The organism is Lentzea sp. NPDC037011 (assembly GCF_055607425.1).
The window spans coordinates 310,091-329,180 of sequence record NZ_JBVJRT010000011.1; the positions used below are offsets into that span (position 1 = coordinate 310,091).

Consider the following 19,090-nt stretch of genomic DNA (forward strand, 5'->3'; position numbering starts at 1 on the left):
GGTCAGGCGGTGAACCCGCCGTCGGCGTTGACGGAGGCTCCGGTGACGTACGCACCGGCGTCCCCCGCGAGCGCCACCACCACCTCGGCGATCTCCGCAGCCTGCCCGTAGCGCCCCAGCGCGGTCAGCCCGCGGATCGTCTCCGCCATCGGCCCGTCCGCCGGGTTCATGTCCGTGTCGGTCGGACCGGGGTTCACGATGTTCGCGGTGATGCCCCGCGGTCCCAGTTCGCGGGCCAGGCCCTTCGTCATCCCGATGAGCGCCGTCTTGCTCGCCGAGTACAACGCGAAACCGGGGAACGGCGCGTACACCGCGACGTTGCTGCCGATGCTGATGATCCGGCCGCCGTCGCGCATGTGCCGTGCCGCCGCCCGTGCCGCGAGGTAGGGCGCACGGACGTTCACGGCCATGGTGTGGTCGAACTCGGCACGGCCGATCTCGTCCAGCGGCCCCACCTGGAACGTGCCCGCGTTGTTCACCAGCACGTCGAGCCGGCCGAACTCCGCCGCGGCCGAGTCGACCGCCGCGACCACCGCGTCCGGGTCGGCGCTGTCCGCCCTGATCGCGAACCCGTTGTCCGGCTTGGTGTTCTGGTACGTCACCGCCACCCGCGCACCCAGCGCGGCGAGCCTGGCGGCGACTGCGGCCCCGATCCCGCGGCTGCCACCGGTGACCAGTGCTGCTTTGCCTTCAAGTGATCCCATGGGGCAAAGCCTGGTCGAACGGCAGCCGCGGGTCTGGCGGGAATCAGACCGCGGGTTTGACCCGCAGCGGTGCGGCCGCCTCGTGCAGGTGCTCCAGCACGTACCCGTACGAGCGGAACAGCCCGCACTGGGCGTAGGAGATGCCGTGCTGCTCGCAGAACTCCCGCACGATCACCTGGGCGTGCCGCAGCGCAGGCCGGGGCATGCTGGGGAACAGGTGGTGCTCGATCTGGTAGTTCAGCCCGCCGAGCAGGAGGTCGACGAACCAGCCGCCGGTGATGTTGCGGGAGGTCAGCACCTGCTTGCGCAGGAAGTCGAGCGAGTGCCCGGCCGAGAGCACCGGCATGCCCTTGTGGTTGGGGGCGAACGAACATCCCATGTAGAGCCCCCACACCCCCTGGTGCACCAGCACGAACGCGATGGCGTACACGGGGGACAGCACCCAGAAGACGACGCCGAGGTACACGACGACGTTCGCGATCATCACGTACCGCTCCCGGCCGGAGTACCTGATCGAGTGCCAGTGCAGCGCAAAGCCTTCGAGCAGCAGCAGCGGGAAGAACAGGAAGGCCTGGCGGGCGGCGATCCAGCGCAGCGGCCCGCGCTTGGCCGCGCTCTGCCGCTGGGTGAACGCCAGCACCGAGATGTCGACGTCCGGGTCCTCGTCCTCGTGGTTGGGGTTGGCGTGGTGGCGGCTGTGCTTGCCCACCCACCAGTCGTAGCTGACCCCCACCAGTCCACTGTGGAAGTAGCCGGTGACCTCGTTCCAGCGCCGGGACGCGAAGATCTGCTTGTGGCCGGCGTCGTGGCCGATGAACGCCAGCTGCGTGGTCATGACCGCCAGCGCGACCGCCACCGCGAGCTGCCACCAGCTGTCGCCCAGCACCGCGAACACCACCCACAGCGAGGCGTACACCAGCAGGTTCGCACCGATGCGGACGTAGTAAGAGCCGCGCCGTCGCCGCAGCAGGCCGGCCTGCTTGATCAACGCGGACAGCTGGGCGAAGTCGCTCGCCTGCCGAAGCACCATTCGTGCAGTTTGACGTGCTTCGGCGGCAAGTCAACGCACAACCGGTGACGGATGCGCAAAGGCCGCCCGCACCGCGCACCGGCGAGTTCGAGCTCGCCCACCACGGCTGGATGTCACCCGGTGTGATGACGTGCACACGCCTGAGCAGCCACTGCGGCGTCCCGCCCGCCGACCCGCGGGCCGGCCTCCGCGAGCCCACCGCACGGCGCGTCGCGCGACCCGTCCGGGTAGGTTCGGGGGCATCATCGACGCTGTGCGGTCGGGCGGCCGCGGCGGACCGGGCTTGGCTAGTGTGTGCGTCTGGTCCGTGCCGGGTCCGGCACAGTCGACCACGATGCTGGGAGGTCTCCGCCTTGTCTGGGCAGTCGTTCGTCCACCTGCACGTGCACACCGAGTACTCGATGCTCGACGGTGCGGCCAAGGTGGCCCCGCTGTTCGAGGAAGCCGAGCGGCTGGGCATGTCCGCAGTGGGCATGAGCGACCACGGCAACATGTACGGGGCCGACGAGTTCTACCAGACGGCGACGAAGACCGGCATCAAGCCGATCATCGGCATCGAGGCCTACCTCGCACCGCACAACCGGCTGCACAACAAGCCCGTGTTCTGGGGCGACCCGTCCCAGCGCGGTGACGACATCTCCGGTGCGGGCGCCTACACCCACATGACGATGTGGGCGAAGAACGCCACCGGCCTGCGCAACCTGTTCCGGCTGCACACCGAGGCCAGCAAGACCGGCTACTACTACAAGCCGCGCATGGACCGCGGCCTGGTCGCCGAGCACTCCGAGGGCATCATCGCCACGACCGGGTGCCCGTCCGGCGAGGTGCAGACCCGGCTGCGGCTCGGCCAGGTCGAGGAGGCCTACCGGGCCGCAGGCGACTACCAGGACATCTTCGGCAAGGAGAACTTCTTCCTGGAGCTGATGGACCACGGTCTCAGCATCGAGACGCGGGTCCGCGAGGACCTGCTCGCGATCAGCAAGAAGCTCGGCATCCCGCCGCTGGCGACGAACGACAGCCACTACGTCACCAAGGAGCAGGCGGACACGCACTCCGCGTTGCTCTGCGTGCAGTCCGGCAAGATGCTGACCGACCCGAACCGGTTCAAGTTCGACGGTGACGGTTACTACCTGAAGTCGGCCGCCGAGATGCGCGAGGTCTTCAAGGACCTGCCGGAGGCGTGCGACAACACGCTGCTCGTGGCCGAGATGATCGAGTCGTACGAGGACGTGTGGACCCCGCGCGACCGCATCCCGAACTTCGAGGTCCCCGAGGGCGAGGACCAGGCGTCCTGGTTCCGCAAGGAGATCCAGCGCGGCCTGGAGTGGCGGTTCAAGGGGCAGCCGGTCCCCGAGGAGTACATCAAGCGCTGCGACTACGAGGCCCAGGTCATCATCGACAAGGGCTTCCCGGCGTACTTCCTCATCGTCGCCGACCTGATCAGCTACGCCCGCAGCGTCGGCATCCGGGTGGGTCCCGGCCGTGGCTCCGCCGCGGGTGCCGCCGTGTCGTGGGCGATGGGCATCACGAACATCGACCCGATCCCGCACGGTCTGCTGTTCGAGCGGTTCCTGAACCCCGAGCGCACCGCCATGCCCGACATCGACATCGACTTCGACGACCGCCGGCGCGGCGAGATGATCCGCTACGCGAGCGAGAAGTACGGCGCGGACAAGGTGGCGCAGGTCATCACGTTCGGCACCATCAAAACCAAAGCCGCGCTGAAGGACTCGGCGCGCGTGCACCACGGCCAGCCGGGCTTCGCGATCGCCGACAAGATCTCCAAGGCGCTGCCGCCGCCGATCATGGCGAAGGACATCCCGCTCAAGGGCATCGTCGACAAGAGCCACCCGCGCTACGGCGAGGCGGCCGAGGTGCGGTCGCTGCTCGAGACCGACGTGCAGGTGAAGGAGATCTTCGACACCGCGCTCGGCCTCGAGGGCCTGATCCGCAACGCCGGTGTGCACGCGTGCGCGGTCATCATGTCGAAGGACCCGCTCACCGAGTCCATCCCGCTCTGGTACCGCCCCGACGGCTCGTTCATCACCGGCTGGGACTACCCGTCGTGCGAGAACATCGGCCTGCTCAAGATGGACTTCCTCGGTCTGCGCAACCTCACCGTGATGGGTGACGCGATCGACAACATCAAGGCCAACCGCGGTGAGGCCGCCGTCCCGGACTTCGACAACCTGTCGCTGGACGACCCGGAGACCTACGCGCTGCTCGGCCGCGGTGACACGCTCGGCGTGTTCCAGCTCGACGGTGGCCCCATGCGCGACCTGCTGCGGCGCATGCAGCCGACGACGTTCGAGGACATCGTCGCCGTCGGCGCGCTGTACCGGCCCGGCCCGATGGGCGTGAACGCGCACAACGACTACGCCGACCGCAAGAACGGCCGCCAGGACGTCAAGCCGATCCACCCGCAGCTCGAGGAACCGCTCAAGGAGATCCTCGGCGAGACGCACGGCCTGATCGTCTACCAAGAGCAGATCATGTTCATCGCCCAGGAGGTCGCCGGCTACTCCATGGGCCGCGCGGACGTGCTCCGCAAGGCGATGGGCAAGAAGAAGGCCGAGGTTCTCGCGAAGGAGTTCGAGGGCTTCCAGGCGGGTATGCGGGCCGACCCGCGCGGCTTCTCCGACGAGGCCATCCAGGCGCTCTGGGACACGATCCTCCCGTTCGCGGGCTACGCGTTCAACAAGTCGCACGCCGCTGCGTACGGCCTGATCTCCTACTGGACCGCCTACCTGAAGGCGAACTTCCAGGCCGAGTACATGGCCGCCCTGCTCACCTCGGTCGGCGACAACAAGGACAAGTCGGCGGTCTACCTCGCCGAGTGCCGCCGCCTGGGCATCAAGGTCCTCCCGCCGGACGTCAACGAGTCGGCGCTGCGGTTCAGCGCGGTCGGCACCGACATCCGCTTCGGCCTCGGCGCGATCCGCAACGTCGGCGCGAACGTCGTCGAGTCGATCATCAAGACCCGTGCCGAGAAGGGCGCCTACACGTCGTTCACGGACTTCATGGACAAGTCCGAGCTCGTGGTCTGCAACAAGCGCGTGATCGAGTCGCTGACGAAGGCCGGCGCGTTCGACTCGTTCGGCCACCCCCGCCTGGGCATCTTCCAGGTCCACGAGGACGCGGTCGACGGCGTGGTGCCGATCAAGCGCAAGGAGGCGGAGGGCCAGTTCGACCTCTTCGGCTCCGACAGCGCCGACGAGCCGGACGACAGCACCTCACCGCTCGCGCACCTCAAGATCGGCGCGGACGAGTACCCGCGCAAGCAGATGCTCAGCTACGAGAAGGAGATGCTGGGCCTCTACGTCTCCTCGCACCCGCTCGACGGCGCCGAGCGCATCCTGCGCAAGCACGCCCCGCGGCCCATCGCCGTGATCCTGGACGACCCGCCCAAGGACGGCGAGCTGATCGTCTCCGGCATGATCTCCTCGATCGAGCGCCGGGTGAACAAGAACGGCCAGCCCTGGGCCATCACCGTGATCGAGGACCTGGACGCCTCGATCGAGGTGCTGTTCTTCCCGAAGTCCTACGAGGTGCTGAAGGACGACCTGGAGCTCGACTCCGCCGTCTGCGTCAAGGGCCGCGTCAACTGGCGCGAGGACAAGATGGCGATCTTCGGCGACGGCGTCATCCCGCTCGACATCAGCGACGCCGAGCTGAACCCCGACGCCGACCCGCCGATCGTGCTGGGCCTGCAGGCGAAGAACCTCACGCCGGAGATCGTCGAGGAGCTGAAGCTGACCCTCAAGTCGCACGAGGGCCACGTCGCCGTGCACCTGGAGGTCCAGCGCCGCGACAAGACGAAGGAACTGCTGGTCGTGGACAACTACCGCGTCCAGCCGACCCCGTCGTTCTTCGGCGACCTCAAGACGATCCGCGGTGTGACCGTCCAGAGGTGAATTCGGTTCGACGAGGACTGTTTTCCGCGTCAGCACCACAAATGGCCTGAGCGATAACTCAGCCGTATCAGCGGAACTGGTCCGCAGGAGTGACGCACGGGATTTCTGCGCATTGCTGTGGATGATGGGAAATGTGGACCACGGGTCGAACGCGGTCAGCAACCAGGCGGTGGGGACACGGGGCCCGGTGGTCCAGGCCGGCACCGTGCACGGGGGCGTCCACGTGCACCCGGACACCGCGCAGCGCCGCCACGTCCCCCGCCAGCTGCCCGCTACCAGCAGGTACTTCGTCGGCAGGTCGGACGCGCTCGCGGCGCTGACGGCACTGGCGGAGACCCCGGCCGGGCGGGGGAACCGGGTCTGCGTGGTCGAGGGAGCACCCGGAGTCGGCAAGACGTGCCTGGTCACGCGGTGGGCGAGGGACGTCGCCGAGCGGTTGTTCCCCGACGGGCAGATCTACCTCGACCTGCACGGGTTCACGCCCGGACAGCCCGCCGTCAGCCGGGACCGGGCCACACTGGCGTTGTTGTCCGCGCTGCGGGTACCTCCCGGCGAGGTGCCGCCGGACAGCGACGAGCGAATGGCTCTTTTCCGCGATCTGGTGCACGACCGCTCTTTGTTGCTGGTGCTCGACAACGCGCGGGACAGCGGTCAGGTGCAACCGCTGTTGCCCGGTGACGGGTGTTTCGTGGTCGTCACCACGCGCCGCAGCCCCGCCGCGCTGCACGCGTTGTACGGCGCGGAGGTCCTGCGACTGGGAACGCTGACGCGCGCCGAGTCGCTGGAGCTGTTCGAGAACCACCTCGGCGCCGGACGGGCCGGTGATCCGCGGTCGCGCTGCTCGCCGAGGAGTGCGCCGACCTGCCGCTCGCCGTGTCGATCGCGGCGGCCTCCGCGGTGCAGCACCCCGGGATGGACCTGGAGCGCTTCGCGGGGAAGCTGCGGGAGCACGGTCTGCGGCTGGACATCCCCGCCGCCGACCTGGGCGCGGTCATCTCCAGCTCGTACGACCTGCTGTCGGACGGGGCCGCCCGCACGGTGCGGTTGACGAGCCTGTGGCCCGGTGACTCCTTCAGCGTCGAGGGCGCGGCGGCGGTGAGCGGGCTGACCGTGCGGGAGGCCGACGGCCACCTGCGCGAGCTCACGTCGCACAACCTGCTGCTCGCCGACGCCGGCCGGTACCGCTTCCACGACCTGCTCCGGGTGTTCGCACGGGAACGGTGCGCGGCCGTCGACCCGGACGAGGTGCGCCGCGCGGCGATCACCGGCTTCCTCGACCACGCCCTGCACACCGCCCTCTGCGCCGACCGCGTGCTGAACTCGCACCGGCGGCCGATCGACACGCCCGCCCCGCCCGAGGGGATGGTCCTCCCCGCGGTGGAGGGCTACACCGAGGCGGTCGACTGGTTCGCGGCCGAGATCACGGCCCTGCTCGCCGCCGCCCGCATCGCGTTCGACCAGGGGGCGTTCGCCCACGCGTGGATGATCCCGTGGGCGCTCACCGACTTCCTGCACCTGCACGGCCGGTGGCAGGACTGGGCCGACTGCCACACCACCGCGCTCCAGGCCGCGGATGCTGGCCGACGTGGCCGCCGAGAACCGCGTCCTGCGGTCGCTGGCCAGGGCGTACGCCGAGCTCGGTGAACCGGCGAAGTCGGCGGAGTGCTACTCGGCCGCGCTGGAGAACTACCGCCGCTGCGGCGACACCCACGGCGAGGCCAACTGCCTCAACGGCAGGGCCGGGAGCCACCTGTACGCGGGCAGGCCGGAGGAGGCGTGCGACGACGCCACCGCCGCGCTGCGGATCTACACCGCCCGCGCCGACCTGGCGGGACAGGCGAGCACGGTCAACCTCCTCGGCCGGGTCCGCACCGCGCAGGGGTCGCTGGACAGCGGGGTCGTGCTGCACGCCAAGGCGGTCCGGCTCTTCCGGCGGCTCGGCGACCGCTACGGCCAGGCGCAGGCACTCGACGCGATGGGCGTCGCGCTGTCCTCGGCGGGACGACACCGGTTCGCGTTCGTCTGCCACCGGCGGGCCGTCGAGCTCAACGAGGAGCTGGGGAGCACCGTCCACCTGGCCCGCTCGCGGGAACGGGCCGCACTGGCGCTGGAGGCTTCGCGGTGAACATGCTGTTCCTGTCCGCTGAGGCGTCGGACGGCGAGCTCGTCTCCGCCCTGAACCTGGTGGTCATGGTCCTGCTGCCGGTGGTGGCCGCCGCGGCGCTGTACTGGTCCGGTTCCCGCGAGGAGGTCGGTTCGCAACGGGACCTGCGCCGACGGCTGGGACACGTCGCCACGGGGGTCGCCCTCGCCGGCGCCTGGCTGTCGGGCGTGGTGTTCGACGTGGTCGTGGCGCTCGACGACGTCCCGGTCCGCAGCACCGTCCTGCTCACGATCCTGGGTGGTGGCGTGCTGGCCGTGCCGCTCCTGGTCCTGACGACCAGGCCGAGCCGCACCAGGAAGGTGGGGAGCAGGAGCCACTGGATGCCGTTCCTCTCGATCGGCAAGGCGCTCACCCTGGCCGTCCCGGTGGGACTCGCCGTCATCCACCTGACCGGTGGGGCGCACGTCTTCGTCGTGCCGTTCATCGTCCTGGCGAGCCTCTTCCTCGACGCGGCGCTGCGCAAGGACAAGGCAGAGGCGGAGAGGGACGTGGTCCTCCAGGCCGGCGCGGTGGTCTACATCCGCGGGTTCCGCCGCGAGCTCGACCTGTTCGCGCACACCTCCGCTGACCACGGGGTGAACACCGGGCTCGGCATCACGTACAAGCCCAACCGGTTCCGCCGCGGCAGGGCGTCGTTCGCCGAGTTCCTGGAGCCCACCGCCAGCGAGCTGCTGGGACGCTGGCAGCACATGGGGAACCTGCACGACCGCCTGCCCCTGCACGGGGGAACGGCGGCCTACACGGCCGACGAGGAGTGGCGCGAGCAGTTCGCGTGGCTGGTGGAGCACTCCCGCTGTGTCATCACGTTCCCGCACCCTTACCGGCAGCTGAGCTACGAGCTGGCGGTCATCAGGAAGGCCGGCGCGCACACGCGGCTCTTCCTGCTCACCCCGCCGGAGTCCCCTTCTCGCCGTTGCGGCATCCGGAGCACCCTCCACGCGCGCCGCTGGGCTGCCTTCGCCGCCGCGGCTGCCCAGCCCCACAAAGACTTCGGCCTCGGCGGCTGCACCCTCGAAGACAACCCCGGGCCGGGCGCGGTCGTCGCGTTCGACGACGACTGCAAGGCCGTCGTGCTGTGCCGGAACGCGAAGACCCCGGCCGACTACGTCCAGGTCGTCCGAGCCCGCCTGGAAGCGACCAGGAACGTCGGGAACCAGCAGTAGCCGTGGGCCGAGGTCGAGCCGGTGGTGGTCTGCGACGAACCCGCACAAAAGGAGAAGCAGGTCGAGACGAATCTCGACCTGCTTCTCCGGTGTACGCCGCCAGGGACTCGAACCCCGGACCCGCTGATTAAGAGTCAGCTGCTCTAACCAACTGAGCTAGCGGCGCTTGTTTGTGTGCCGGTGTCCTGCTCGTTCCGACGAGAAGAACGTTAGCACACGCCTGGGAACCGTTTTACGAGGGCTCCCCCCGACCCTGCGCGAAGCCGGTGTGCAGCAGCCACTGCGCGGCCGCGTAGGTCGGCATCACCCCGGCCGACGCGATGCGGGCGGCACGTCCTTTGAGGACGAACCGACTCGCGCCGAGCAGCGCGTCCGAGGTCATGAACAGGGTTGCGCCGCCGAGGACGCGGCGGGCGCCGGTGCCGCGGGCGGTGGACGCGGCGGCGACCATCGTGCCCAGGGTGAGGGCGTAGAGGGCGACCGGGCGTCCCAGCGGGCCGGCCGCGCGGCCGAAGAGCGCTGCGGCGGCTGCGGAAGCGGCGACGATCGGCACGACGGCGCCGCGGGTACCGGGGCGGGAGCGGCGGGCCAGTGCCGCCGTGTACCCGAGGTGGGCGGCCAGGAACGAGAACAGGCCGGTGCGGAACGCGCGGTCGGAGTCGCCGAGCAGGGCCACGTCGCCCGCCCACGAGCCGGCGAGGCCCACGGCCATGCCGGGGTCGCGGGGTGGGCTGGCGACCGCCAAAGCGGGCATCAGCGCGGTTTTCGTCACCTTGCGGACGGAGGTGGTGCGGCGCGCGGCCGCGATCGAGTCCACGACCGCGGCCAGCGCGTAGGCCTGTTTCTTCACGGGCGCAGCCTAAAGCGACTGCGGCACCGTCACACGACGGTGATCTCCATCACCTTCTCGCCGGTGGGGGTGGGCGAACCTCCTTGTGGCTCAACGGTGACGGCCACCCGTTCGGCGCCGGTGACGCCGCCGGTCAGCAGTGGTGCCGAGCCCGAGGGGAGCACGCCGGCCGAGTGCGGGCCGTCGGAGTTGATCACCCACAGCTGGTAGACGCGGTCGGTCGGCGGGGCGGGCATCGAGCGGCTGAGGAACAGCAGTTCGTTGCGGCTGGGGGAGATCACGGCGGTGGCGGTCGACCCGGCCGGTCCGTTCGCGGTCACCAGCCTGGCGTCCGGTGTGGACAGCAGGTCGGAGAACCGGCCGTACTCGCTCGCCAGCTGGGTCAGCTGGTCCTGCGACGAGTCGGAACCCGTGACCTGCACGGTCAGCACGACGGCCGCGACCAGGCAGGCGGCGGCGAGAAGGCCGCCGGCGGGACGCCAGCTGCGGGAACGGGCGGCGCGCGGGGTGTGCGGGGGCAGCTGGCGGGTCTCGCTCGCCGCCGCCAGCACGCGGGCGCGCAGGTGCGGTGGGGGCGTGAACTCGACGGCGACGCCCAGGCGGGTCACGGTGGCCGCCAGCTCGGCGACCTCCACGGCGCAACCGGCGCAGTGGGCCAGGTGGGTCTCGAACGCGGCGCGTTCGAGGTCGGACAGGGCGTTCACGGCGTAGGCGCCGGTGAGCGTGTGCAGATCGGGGGACGTGGTCCTCATCCGGTCACCCCCATGCAGTCGCGGAGCCGGATCAGGCCGTCGCGCATCCTCGTCTTGACCGTGCCGAGCGGCAGGCCCAGCAGGCTCGCCACCTCCGGGTAGGAGTAGCCCTGGTAGTAGGCGAGCACGACGGACTCGCGCTGCAGCTCGGTGAGGAAGCTCAGGCAGCGGCGCACCTGGCGTTGCTCGAACCGGCCGGAGACCTGCTCGCTCACCTCGTCGAACGGCCGCGCGGGGTCGAGCCGCGCCACGTGCTCCTCGCGGTTGCTCGCCGCCTGCGCGGACCGGACCCGGTCCACGGCACGGCGGTGCGTCAGGGTCATGATCCAGGTCGTGGCACTGCCCCTCTCGGGGTCGAACCTCGTCGCCGTCCGCCACACCTCGAGCATCACCTCCTGGAACACCTCCTCCGACTGCGCCTGGTCCCGCACCACCCGCCTGATCAGGCCGAACACCGAACCGGACGCCACGTCGTAGAGCCGTTCGAACGCGGCCTCGTCACCACGCGCGACCAGGGCCAGCAGCTCGTCGGCTGACGGTTCGGCCGGATGGCCGGTGGCCGGTGGCAGGCCGTGCAGCGGCCGCTCGAGCTTCGGCATCCTGCGTCCTCTCCTGGAGCGTTGTCCTCTGGTGTTCGCAGCAGGAGCGCGAATGGATCGGTCGGTGTCCGACTGACTGGTTGAAGCGCAGGTCACCGCCCTCGACGCCGGCTGTGGGCGACGGCTTCCGGTAACGGATCGATAACCGCACCCATCCGCTCACCGGGGGGTCGCGAATCACCGGCAGCAACCGCTCGACCACTCCCTGGAGATGTCCTGTCATGAACAAGACCGTCCGCACCACCGTCCTGGCCGTCGGCGCCGCCTCGCTCGCCCTCTTCGGCGCGGCCTGCGGCTCGGGTGACACGGCCGGCAGCAGCTCCACCACCGCGACCACGTCGGCGACCTCGATGGCACCGCCGTCCTCGTCGGCGATGGCCGACCCCGCCTCGAACCTCGTCGGCCCCGGCTGTGCCGACTACGCGAAGCAGGTGCCGTCGGGTGCCGGTTCCGTCGCGGGCATGGCCGCCGACCCGGTCGCCGTCGCCGCGAGCAACAACCCGCTGCTCACGACGCTGGTCAGCGCCGTGTCCGGCAAGCTCAACCCGAAGGTCGACCTGGTCTCGACGCTCAACGGCGCCGAGTTCACCGTGTTCGCGCCGGTCGACTCGGCGTTCGCGAAGATCGACGCCGCGACGATCGAGAAGCTCAAGACCGACGACGCCCTGCTGACCAAGATCCTGACCTACCACGTGGTGCCCGGCCAGATCGCGCCCGACAAGATCGCCGGCGACCAGAAGACCGTGCAGACCGGCACCGTCAAGGTCAGCGGCTCCGGCAACGCGCTGAAGGTCAACGACGCCAACGTGATCTGCGGTGGCGTGAAGACCGCGAACGCGACCGTCTACCTCATCGACACGGTCCTGATGCCGGCCTGACCCTCGTCGGTTGAGCTCACCAGAGGCGCTGCTCAGGAACCCGTGACGTTCCTGAGCAGCGCCTCGGCGACGTCGCGCAGCTTCCTGTTCTCCCGCTGGGACTGCTGCACCAGCATCGCGAACGCGTCGTCCGCCGTGCACGCGTGCACCGCCATGAGCACGCCCTTGGCCTGGTCGATGACCGCGCGCGAGACCAGCGCCGCCTCCAGGTGCTTGACGTGCTCACGCGAGCGCTGCCACTGGTGGGAGTTGCCGATCGACGCGCTGGCCGCCGTCGAGAAGAGCCGCATCAGGCCCTCGTCGAAAGGGTCGAACGCCGCCGTGCTGTAGCTGTAGATGTTCAGCGAGCCCACGTGCCGCGCGTCGCTGCGGTCCGAGGCGGGCAGGACCGACGGCACGGACAGGTAGGCCCGCACGCCGTGCCGGCTGGCGCAGGACTCGAACTCCGGCCACACGCGGGCGTTCTCGCCCACGACGGCCCGCACGGGCTTGAGCGTCCGCGCCGCCTCCAGGCAGGGACCGCGGTCCGCGTGGAACTGCGCCTCGTCGATCTCCATGAACACCTTGTTCGTGGCCGCCGCCGTCCGCGGCCGTTCCGGGTCGACGGTGACCGTCACGACGTCGGCGTCCTGCACCGCCGTCGCCGCCGTCTCGGCGAGCCGTTGCAGCACCTGGTCGAGCGGTTCCTCCGCGGAGATGTTCTCCTGCAACGCGGTTAGGGCGGTGGTCGCCTCGTCGAGCCGTTCCACCGGGTCCGACCGGTGGCTGTCGGCCCACGACGCGGCGGGCAGGTCGGGCAGCGTCGTCTTGTCATCCATGCCGCGGTGCCTTCCGTGGGAGAGCGACTTCGGCGCTGGATGCTCAACGCTCGGAGGGGAATCCTACGACCCGGCACCGACCGGCGTGCACACCCGGCGCGGTGATCTCGAACGCGAAGTGCGCCGGGGTTCCGCACACGGCAAGGTGGGAGGTGCACACGGTCGCAGAAGGGGGCGGTGGAGGTGCCGTACGTGCCACCCAGCGCGGCGGACTGGCGCCGCGACAGGGACCGGTTCGCCGCGGACGCGCGCCAGGCGGTCCTGCGCGACCGCCCACCGGCCCGCGACCACGGCGCACCGCTGGGGCCGCTGGCCCAGCAGTTCGCCACGCTGACCTGCTCGCTGCTCGACGCCACCACCGCCGGAGAAGTGCTGGAGCAGGTCGTGCGGGCCGCCGTGCTGTTCGTGCCGGGTGCGGAGCTCGTCAGCGTCACGCTGCGCTCACCCGACGGACGGTTCCACACGCCGGTCGAGACCGATCCCGTGGCGGTGGAGCTGGACCGGCTGCAGTACGACCTGCACGAGGGGCCCTGCCTCGACGTCGCGGAACCGTCCGGGCCCGCCGTCGTGACCGCGACCGGCCTGGCCACCACCCCGTTCTGGCCCCGGTTCGGCCCCGCCGCCGCGCAGCTGGGGATGGGTGCCGTGCTCGCCACCGCGCTGCTGCCCGGCGTCCGGCCGCCGCGGTTGTCCGGCGCGCTCAACATCTACACGCGCACGTCCTCCGGCCTGGACGAGACGGCGCAGGCGGCGGCGTTGCTGCTCGCCACCCACGCCTCGCTGGCGCTGGCGCACACCGGCGCGGTCGGTGCCGCCGAGCTGCAGGCCCAGCACCTGCGCCGCGCGATCGACTCCCGTGACGTCATCGGGCAGGCCAAGGGCATCCTGATGGCCCGGCGCGGCCTCACCGCCGACGAGGCGTTCGACCAGCTGCGGCACACCTCGCAGCAGCTCAACGTGAAGCTCGTCGCGATCGCCGAGATGGTCGCGAGCGGTCACCCCGGCCTGGACCCGTCAGGGGGAGACCGGCCGGAGGGAGACCTGCCACACGGAGATCAGCCGGAGGGGACCCTGCCGGCGGGGGACCAGCCAGCGGGGAAGTTGCCAGGGGGAACCCCGCCGGTGGGCGCCCCGCCGGCCGGGGACGAGCCCGGAGAAGACCTGCCCGGCGGCCCCGGTCCGGCGGGCTGACCGGCGGCCGGGACGCGCTCGCGGGAGGGCAGGCGGGACGACAGGTGGACGAGCGACGCCGACACCGGCTCAGCCGGCTGGTGGCCGAGTGCGGTGCGGCCGGTGCCGCACTGGGCCGGTCGCTGTGCGCGGCACTGCCGTCGCAGCTGCCGGGCGTCGACGGCGCGGCGCTGGTCCTGCACGGCAGCGACCGGGCCGAGGAGCTGGTCGGGGCGAGCGACCCGTGGGCGGCGGGCCTGGCGGAGGAGCAGTTCACGCTCGGCGAGGGTCCCGTGCCCGCCGCGATCGGCGCGGGCGAGCCGGTGCTGGCCGGTGACCTGGCCGCCGAGTCCGCCCGGTGGCCCGCGTTCACCGCGGCGGCGAGGGCCGGTGGGCTGGCGGCGGTGTTCGTGTTCCCGCTGCGGGCGGACACGGCCGTGCTGGGCACCCTCGCGCTGTACAGCAGGCGGGCGGGCGACCTGTCGGAGGACGCCGCCGCCGATGCCGCGGTGCTGGCCGACCTCGTGACCCGCGCGCTGCTCGCACAGCACGAGCGCATGGGCGACGAGGAACGGCTGCGCGTGGACCTGGCGTACCAGGAGGTGAACATGGCCTCCGGCATGCTGGCCGTGCAGCTGGGGGTCAGCCTCGAAGAGGCGTTGGTGCGGTTGCGCGCACACGCCTTCGCCACCGGCCGGTCGGTGCGGGAGTTGGCGAAAGACGTTCTGGCACGGCGCATCCCGCTGAACCGGCTGGCCGACTGACGGTCCACAGAGGTCAGTCGTGCGCGACGACGAGGCGGAAACCGGCGTCCCACTCGTCGAGGGCCAGCAGATCGCGGTGGTCCTCCTGCCACCGGCCGCTGGCCAGGTCCTCCCGCAGGAGGCGGACACCGCGGTCGACGGCGGCGGGATCGGTCTGCGCGAGCGCGGAGCAGGCACGGCGCACGCGCGAGTCCAGATAGGCGGCCGGGCGGCGCCAGTGCGCGGGGAACACGCCATCGGTGAAGTCCCAGGGCACCGGCAGCGGCGTGACGCTGTCGGCCCCCAGCTCCTCGGCGACGTCGGCCGCGGAGGGCCGGGTCAGCTCCAGCGCGGCGATCTCGGGCACGTACTCGCGGACGAACCAGAACTCGACGTGCCGGCGCGGCTCGTAGGCGAGCACCACCTGCCGCGGCGCCACCCGGCGCAGCTCGGCCAGTCCGGCCCGCCAGTCGGTCCAGTGGTGGACGGTGAGCACGGCCAGTGCGGCGTCGGCGGCGTTGTCGCGCAACGGCAGCGACTCGGCGACCGTGCGCACGGCGGGTGCGGCGCCGTGCGGTCGTTGCCGGATCATCTCCAGGGACGGCTCCAGCGCGAGCACCGTCCGCCCTGCGGGTTCGTAGGACCCCGTGCCCGCGCCCACGTCGACGACCGTCCGCGCGTCGCCGAGCGCGGTGAGGACGGCCGCCTCCCAGCGCGGGTCGGTGCGGCGGCCCAGTGAGTACCCCGCGCCGATGTCGTCGTACAGCTCCGCCCCGGCCATGCCGAACCCCCCGGTCGATCGACTGACGGGCAGCCTATCGCCGTTCACGAACGGCTTGCCGGCACACGGAGTCCGGCTTCCGGTATTGACAGGGTTCGTCTCCGCGCACAACCATGGAAGCGCTCTCATAACCGGTCTGGACCAGTTGTCGGACCGGAGGACCCCGGCCGCCCTGAAGCCGGTCGGGGACCTGCCGGCGGAGCACCCCCTGCACAAGGAGTCCCATGCGCACTCGAACGAAGTGGTGGAGCGCGCTCGCCGCACTGGCGGCGACCGTGTCGACCGCCGTCGCGATCCCGCCCGCACAGGCGATCGGCCCCGACCTGCTGCCGCTCACCGTCACCAACAACAGCGGCCGGTCCGAGGCCGTGCACCTGTACGTCCTGGGCACCGACATCCGCAGCGGCCGCCTCGGCCACGTCAACCAGGCCGGCGCCTTCACGCCGTGGTCGCCGGGCGGCAACCCGCCCACCCCCGCACCGGACGTGTCGATCGCCGGTCCCGGCCAGGGCGGCACCGCCACGCTGAAGGTGCCGCGGTTCATCTCCGGCCGCGTCTACATGTCGTTCGGCGAGAAGCTCAAGTTCTTCCTGACCCCCGACGGCCTGGTGCAGCCGGCACCGTGGGCGTCCGGCGACCCGAACAGCGGCATCCTGTTCGACTGGAGCGAGTTCACCTACAACGACGCCGGCCTGTGGCTGAACAGCTCCCAGGTGGACATGTTCGCGGTGCCGCACGCGGTGACCGTCACGGGTGCGAGCGGCACCACGAAGAAGACCGGTGAGCTCAAGCCCGGCGGGCGCGACGCCGTCATCAACGGCATCCGGAACCAGTCCGGCTGGGGCGGGTCGGTCATGTCCCGTTCGGACGGAACCGTGCTGCGCGTGCTCGCACCGGGCAAGGCCGCCGACGTCGGCCAGTTCGACCGCAACTACCTCGACCCGTACATCACCCAGGCGTGGAACGCCTATGCGGGCAAGACGCTGACCGTGCAGCCGTTCGGCGACCGCCCGGACGTGAAGTACTTCGGTCGCACCTCCGGCGCCACCATGAACTTCACGAACACGTCCGGTCAGCAGGTGGCGTCGTTCAGCAAGCCGACGACCTCGAACGTGTGGGGCTGCGACGGCGCCCTGCACGCGCCCAACGACCAGGTGGTCGGCCCGATCGCCCGCACCCTGTGCGCCGCCCTGCACCGCAGCACGCTCGGCCGCATCGACGTGCAGCCCGGCGGCGGCCCCGCGGACTTCTACCAGGGCACGATCACCAACCACTACTCGCGGCTGGTGCACCAGAACATGGTGGACGGCAAGGCGTACGGGTTCGCGTTCGACGACGTGCAGGCGCAGGAGTCGCTGGTGCACGACGGCGACCCGCGCTCGGCCGGCATCGTCCTGACCCCGTTCACCGGCGGCGGCTCCACCCCTCCGCCCGCGAACGGCTTCAGCAGCGTCGTGAGCGACTGGCACGGCAAGTGCATCGACGTGCCGAACTGGAACTTCGCCGACGGCCAGCGCCTCATCGTGTGGAACTGCACCGGCGGCACGAACCAGCGGTTCGAGTGGGTCGGCGGCACCCTGCGCACCGAGAACAACAAGTGCGTGGACGTGGCGTGGGGCTCGACGGCCAACGGCGCGGCCGTGCAGCTCGCCACCTGCTCCGGCAACCCGGCCCAGCAGTTCGTGCTGTCCGGTGCGGGCGACCTGGTGAACCCGCAGGCGAACAAGTGCGTCGACATCGCGGAGTGGAACCCGGACAACGACGCCGTTCTGCACATGTGGGACTGCGTCGGCGGCGCCAACCAGAAGTGGCACCGCGGCTGACATCGCACACGGTTTCGCAACCGGGGCGGAAACGGAGATCGGGAACAGCTCCGGAAATGCAGAGAAGCAGGTCACAAATCTGTGACCTGCTTCTCTGGAGTACGCCGCCAGGGACTCGAACCCCGGACCCGCTGATTAAGAGTCAGCTGCTCTAACCAACTGAGCTAGCGGCGCTTGTTTGTGTGCCGGATGTGGTGCTCGTTCCGACGGGAAGAACGTTAGCACACGGCTGTCGCACGCTCCCAATCGGCTGGTCAAGGGTGGTTTTCGGGTGCATCGGGCACGTAACGATCCGGCCACTCGCGCAACGTCACCGAGCGAGCTGGCGTCACCTGTTCGGGGGACGCCAATACGAGCACGTGCGGGCAGTCTCGGGAGTGCGACGAGTAGATCGGAAGTGCGTCGATGGGGATGTGGGGCAGGCGCGGTCGCGGGGTGGTCGCAGCGGGGGTCGCTGTGATGCTGATCGCAGGGTGTTCGGGTGGCAGCGCGGGGGGCTCGGGTGCCGCCGAGACCCCGTCGAGTGCTCCTCCTCCGCCCAAGCCCGTCACGCTGACGCTGGCGTTGAACGACGGCGCGGTGGACGTCTCGCCCGGCCTGCCGGTCATCGCCACCGCGGCGGACGGGAAGCTCACCGAGGTGACGCTGACGAACCCCGACGGCAAGGTCGTCGAGGGCAAGCTGAACCCCGAGGGCACGCAGTGGAACAACATCGAGCCGCTCGGGTACGCGAAGACCTACAAGCTCACCGCCACGGCGACGGGCGCGGACGGCAAGCCGCAGACCAAGACGTCGTCGTTCACCACGGTCAAGCCGCGCACGCTCACCTACGTGTCCACGAACCCGGTGGACGGCACCACGATCGGCGTGGGGCAGCCGCTCGCGTTCTACTTCGACGAGCCGGTGGCCGACCGGGTCGCGGCCGAGCAGATGCTGGAGGTCACCACCGAGCCCAAGGTGGAGGGCGCCTTCTACTGGTTCAACAAGAAGGAAGTGCACTGGCGGCCGCGGGAGTTCTGGGCGGCCGGCACCAAGATCACCATGCACGTCAAGGTCTACGGCAAGCACGTCGGTGACGGCATCTACGGCCAGGAGGACCGCGTCATCACGACCACCGTCGGCGACGCCGTCATCCACGAGGCCGACGGGCAGACCCACCAGGTCGTGACGAAGGTCAACGGCCAGGTCGTGCGCACCATGCCGACGTCGATGGGCAACGCCGCCAACACTACCCCCACCGGCACGTACGTGCTGATGGAGAAGCACTCGCACATGATCATGGACTCGACCACGTACGGCCTCGCGCTGGAGAACGGCGGCTACAAGACGCCGGTCGACTGGGCGTACCGGATGTCCAACAGCGGCATCTTCTTCCACAGCGCCCCGTGGTCCGTCGGCGACCAGGGCCGCCGCAACGTGAGCCACGGCTGCCTCAACCTCTCGCCGGAGAACGCCAAGTGGGTGTTCGACAACAGCAAGCAGGGTGACGTCGTGATCGTCCGCAACTCCGGCGGGCCGGTGCTGGAGTCGTGGGACGGGTTCGGCGACTGGCAGGTGCCGTGGGAGACCTGGGTCAAGGGCAACCGCTGAGCAGGTTGCCCGATGGGTTGGAAGCTTCTATGTCAAGCGGTGGCGGGTAGTTGGGTGTTTGTGCTGCTCATGTCGGTTTTGAGTGCTGTGTAGACGATGTCGGAGAGGTGT

General features: G+C 70.4%; 15 protein-coding genes, 2 tRNA genes and 1 pseudogene. 9 read left to right on the forward strand and 9 right to left on the reverse strand.

Annotation, left to right across the window (positions count from 1 at the left end; genetic code table 11):
* Positions 1–2 precede the first annotated feature (2 nt).
* Both ACZ7CH_RS31885 and ACZ7CH_RS31890 read right to left on the reverse strand, forming a co-directional pair.
* Positions 3–704, reverse strand: a complete 702-nt coding sequence (locus ACZ7CH_RS31885; RefSeq protein ID WP_360400776.1) for an SDR family NAD(P)-dependent oxidoreductase — start codon at positions 702–704, stop codon at positions 3–5.
* A 43-nt stretch (positions 705–747) separates the two neighbouring features.
* A complete protein-coding gene (locus ACZ7CH_RS31890) occupies positions 748–1,734 on the reverse strand; it encodes a fatty acid desaturase family protein (RefSeq protein ID WP_360400779.1) in 987 nt (328 codons plus the stop codon).
* A gap of 353 nt (positions 1,735–2,087) precedes the next feature.
* Here ACZ7CH_RS31890 and dnaE point away from each other — a divergent pair, with 353 nt between their 5' ends.
* The 4 genes from dnaE (at position 2,088) to ACZ7CH_RS31910 (ending at position 8,975) form a co-directional block, all read left to right on the forward strand.
* Complete coding sequence (gene dnaE, locus ACZ7CH_RS31895) at positions 2,088–5,648, forward strand: DNA polymerase III subunit alpha (protein ID WP_360400782.1); 3,561 nt, start codon at positions 2,088–2,090, stop codon at positions 5,646–5,648.
* Positions 5,649–5,781: 133 nt separating this feature from the next.
* Complete coding sequence (locus ACZ7CH_RS31900; protein WP_470375632.1) at positions 5,782–6,696, forward strand: AAA family ATPase; 915 nt, start codon at positions 5,782–5,784, stop codon at positions 6,694–6,696.
* A 537-nt stretch (positions 6,697–7,233) separates the two neighbouring features.
* Positions 7,234–7,773: a tetratricopeptide repeat protein gene (locus ACZ7CH_RS31905; protein ID WP_470375633.1), complete on the forward strand. Its 540-nt coding sequence runs from the start codon at positions 7,234–7,236 to the stop codon at positions 7,771–7,773.
* Positions 7,770–8,975: a hypothetical protein gene (locus tag ACZ7CH_RS31910; protein ID WP_470375634.1), complete on the forward strand. Its 1,206-nt coding sequence runs from the start codon at positions 7,770–7,772 to the stop codon at positions 8,973–8,975. Before ACZ7CH_RS31905 ends, ACZ7CH_RS31910 begins: the two co-directional genes overlap by 4 nt.
* A gap of 92 nt (positions 8,976–9,067) precedes the next feature.
* Here ACZ7CH_RS31910 and ACZ7CH_RS31915 read toward each other — a convergent pair.
* The 4 genes from ACZ7CH_RS31915 to ACZ7CH_RS31930 all read right to left on the reverse strand — a co-directional run bounded on the left by ACZ7CH_RS31915 (position 9,068) and on the right by ACZ7CH_RS31930 (position 11,176).
* Positions 9,068–9,141, reverse strand: a tRNA-Lys gene (locus ACZ7CH_RS31915).
* 66 nt (positions 9,142–9,207) lie between these two features.
* Complete coding sequence (locus ACZ7CH_RS31920) at positions 9,208–9,825, reverse strand: lysoplasmalogenase (protein ID WP_458434051.1); 618 nt, start codon at positions 9,823–9,825, stop codon at positions 9,208–9,210.
* Positions 9,826–9,854: 29 nt separating this feature from the next.
* Entirely contained in the window at positions 9,855–10,577 is a 723-nt protein-coding gene (locus tag ACZ7CH_RS31925) for an anti-sigma factor (RefSeq protein ID WP_470375635.1), read from the reverse strand.
* Positions 10,574–11,176, reverse strand: a complete 603-nt coding sequence (locus ACZ7CH_RS31930; protein ID WP_360400796.1) for a sigma-70 family RNA polymerase sigma factor — start codon at positions 11,174–11,176, stop codon at positions 10,574–10,576. The genes ACZ7CH_RS31925 and ACZ7CH_RS31930 overlap by 4 nt, the downstream gene beginning before the upstream one ends.
* A gap of 221 nt (positions 11,177–11,397) precedes the next feature.
* Here ACZ7CH_RS31930 and ACZ7CH_RS31935 point away from each other — a divergent pair, with 221 nt between their 5' ends.
* Positions 11,398–12,054, forward strand: coding sequence for a fasciclin domain-containing protein (locus tag ACZ7CH_RS31935; RefSeq protein ID WP_470375636.1), 657 nt, complete (start codon positions 11,398–11,400; stop codon positions 12,052–12,054).
* A gap of 32 nt (positions 12,055–12,086) precedes the next feature.
* Here ACZ7CH_RS31935 and ACZ7CH_RS31940 read toward each other — a convergent pair whose 3' ends face one another.
* Positions 12,087–12,872, reverse strand: a complete 786-nt coding sequence (locus ACZ7CH_RS31940; protein WP_470375637.1) for an ANTAR domain-containing protein — start codon at positions 12,870–12,872, stop codon at positions 12,087–12,089.
* A 261-nt stretch (positions 12,873–13,133) separates the two neighbouring features.
* Between ACZ7CH_RS31940 and ACZ7CH_RS31945 the strand changes: the two are divergent.
* Positions 13,134–13,883, forward strand: a pseudogene (locus tag ACZ7CH_RS31945) (ANTAR domain-containing protein); the annotation flags it as partial.
* Between the two features lie 224 nt (positions 13,884–14,107).
* On the forward strand, positions 14,108–14,806 hold the full coding sequence (locus ACZ7CH_RS31950; RefSeq protein WP_360400999.1) for a GAF and ANTAR domain-containing protein: 699 nt from the start codon (positions 14,108–14,110) through the stop codon (positions 14,804–14,806).
* 13 nt (positions 14,807–14,819) lie between these two features.
* Here the strand turns inward: ACZ7CH_RS31950 and ACZ7CH_RS31955 are convergent, their stop codons facing one another.
* On the reverse strand, positions 14,820–15,566 hold the full coding sequence (locus ACZ7CH_RS31955; RefSeq protein ID WP_470375638.1) for a class I SAM-dependent methyltransferase: 747 nt from the start codon (positions 15,564–15,566) through the stop codon (positions 14,820–14,822).
* Between the two features lie 224 nt (positions 15,567–15,790).
* On the opposite strand from ACZ7CH_RS31955, the gene ACZ7CH_RS31960 reads away from it, so the two are divergent.
* Positions 15,791–17,389: a glycoside hydrolase family 64 protein gene (locus ACZ7CH_RS31960; RefSeq protein ID WP_470372099.1), complete on the forward strand. Its 1,599-nt coding sequence runs from the start codon at positions 15,791–15,793 to the stop codon at positions 17,387–17,389.
* A 100-nt stretch (positions 17,390–17,489) separates the two neighbouring features.
* On the opposite strand, the gene ACZ7CH_RS31965 is transcribed toward ACZ7CH_RS31960, so the two are convergent.
* Positions 17,490–17,563: transfer RNA gene (locus ACZ7CH_RS31965), tRNA-Lys, on the reverse strand.
* 285 nt (positions 17,564–17,848) lie between these two features.
* Between ACZ7CH_RS31965 and ACZ7CH_RS31970 the strand changes: the two genes are divergently transcribed.
* Complete coding sequence (locus ACZ7CH_RS31970; RefSeq protein ID WP_458434043.1) at positions 17,849–18,979, forward strand: L,D-transpeptidase; 1,131 nt, start codon at positions 17,849–17,851, stop codon at positions 18,977–18,979.
* Positions 18,980–19,090: the final 111 nt, after the last annotated feature.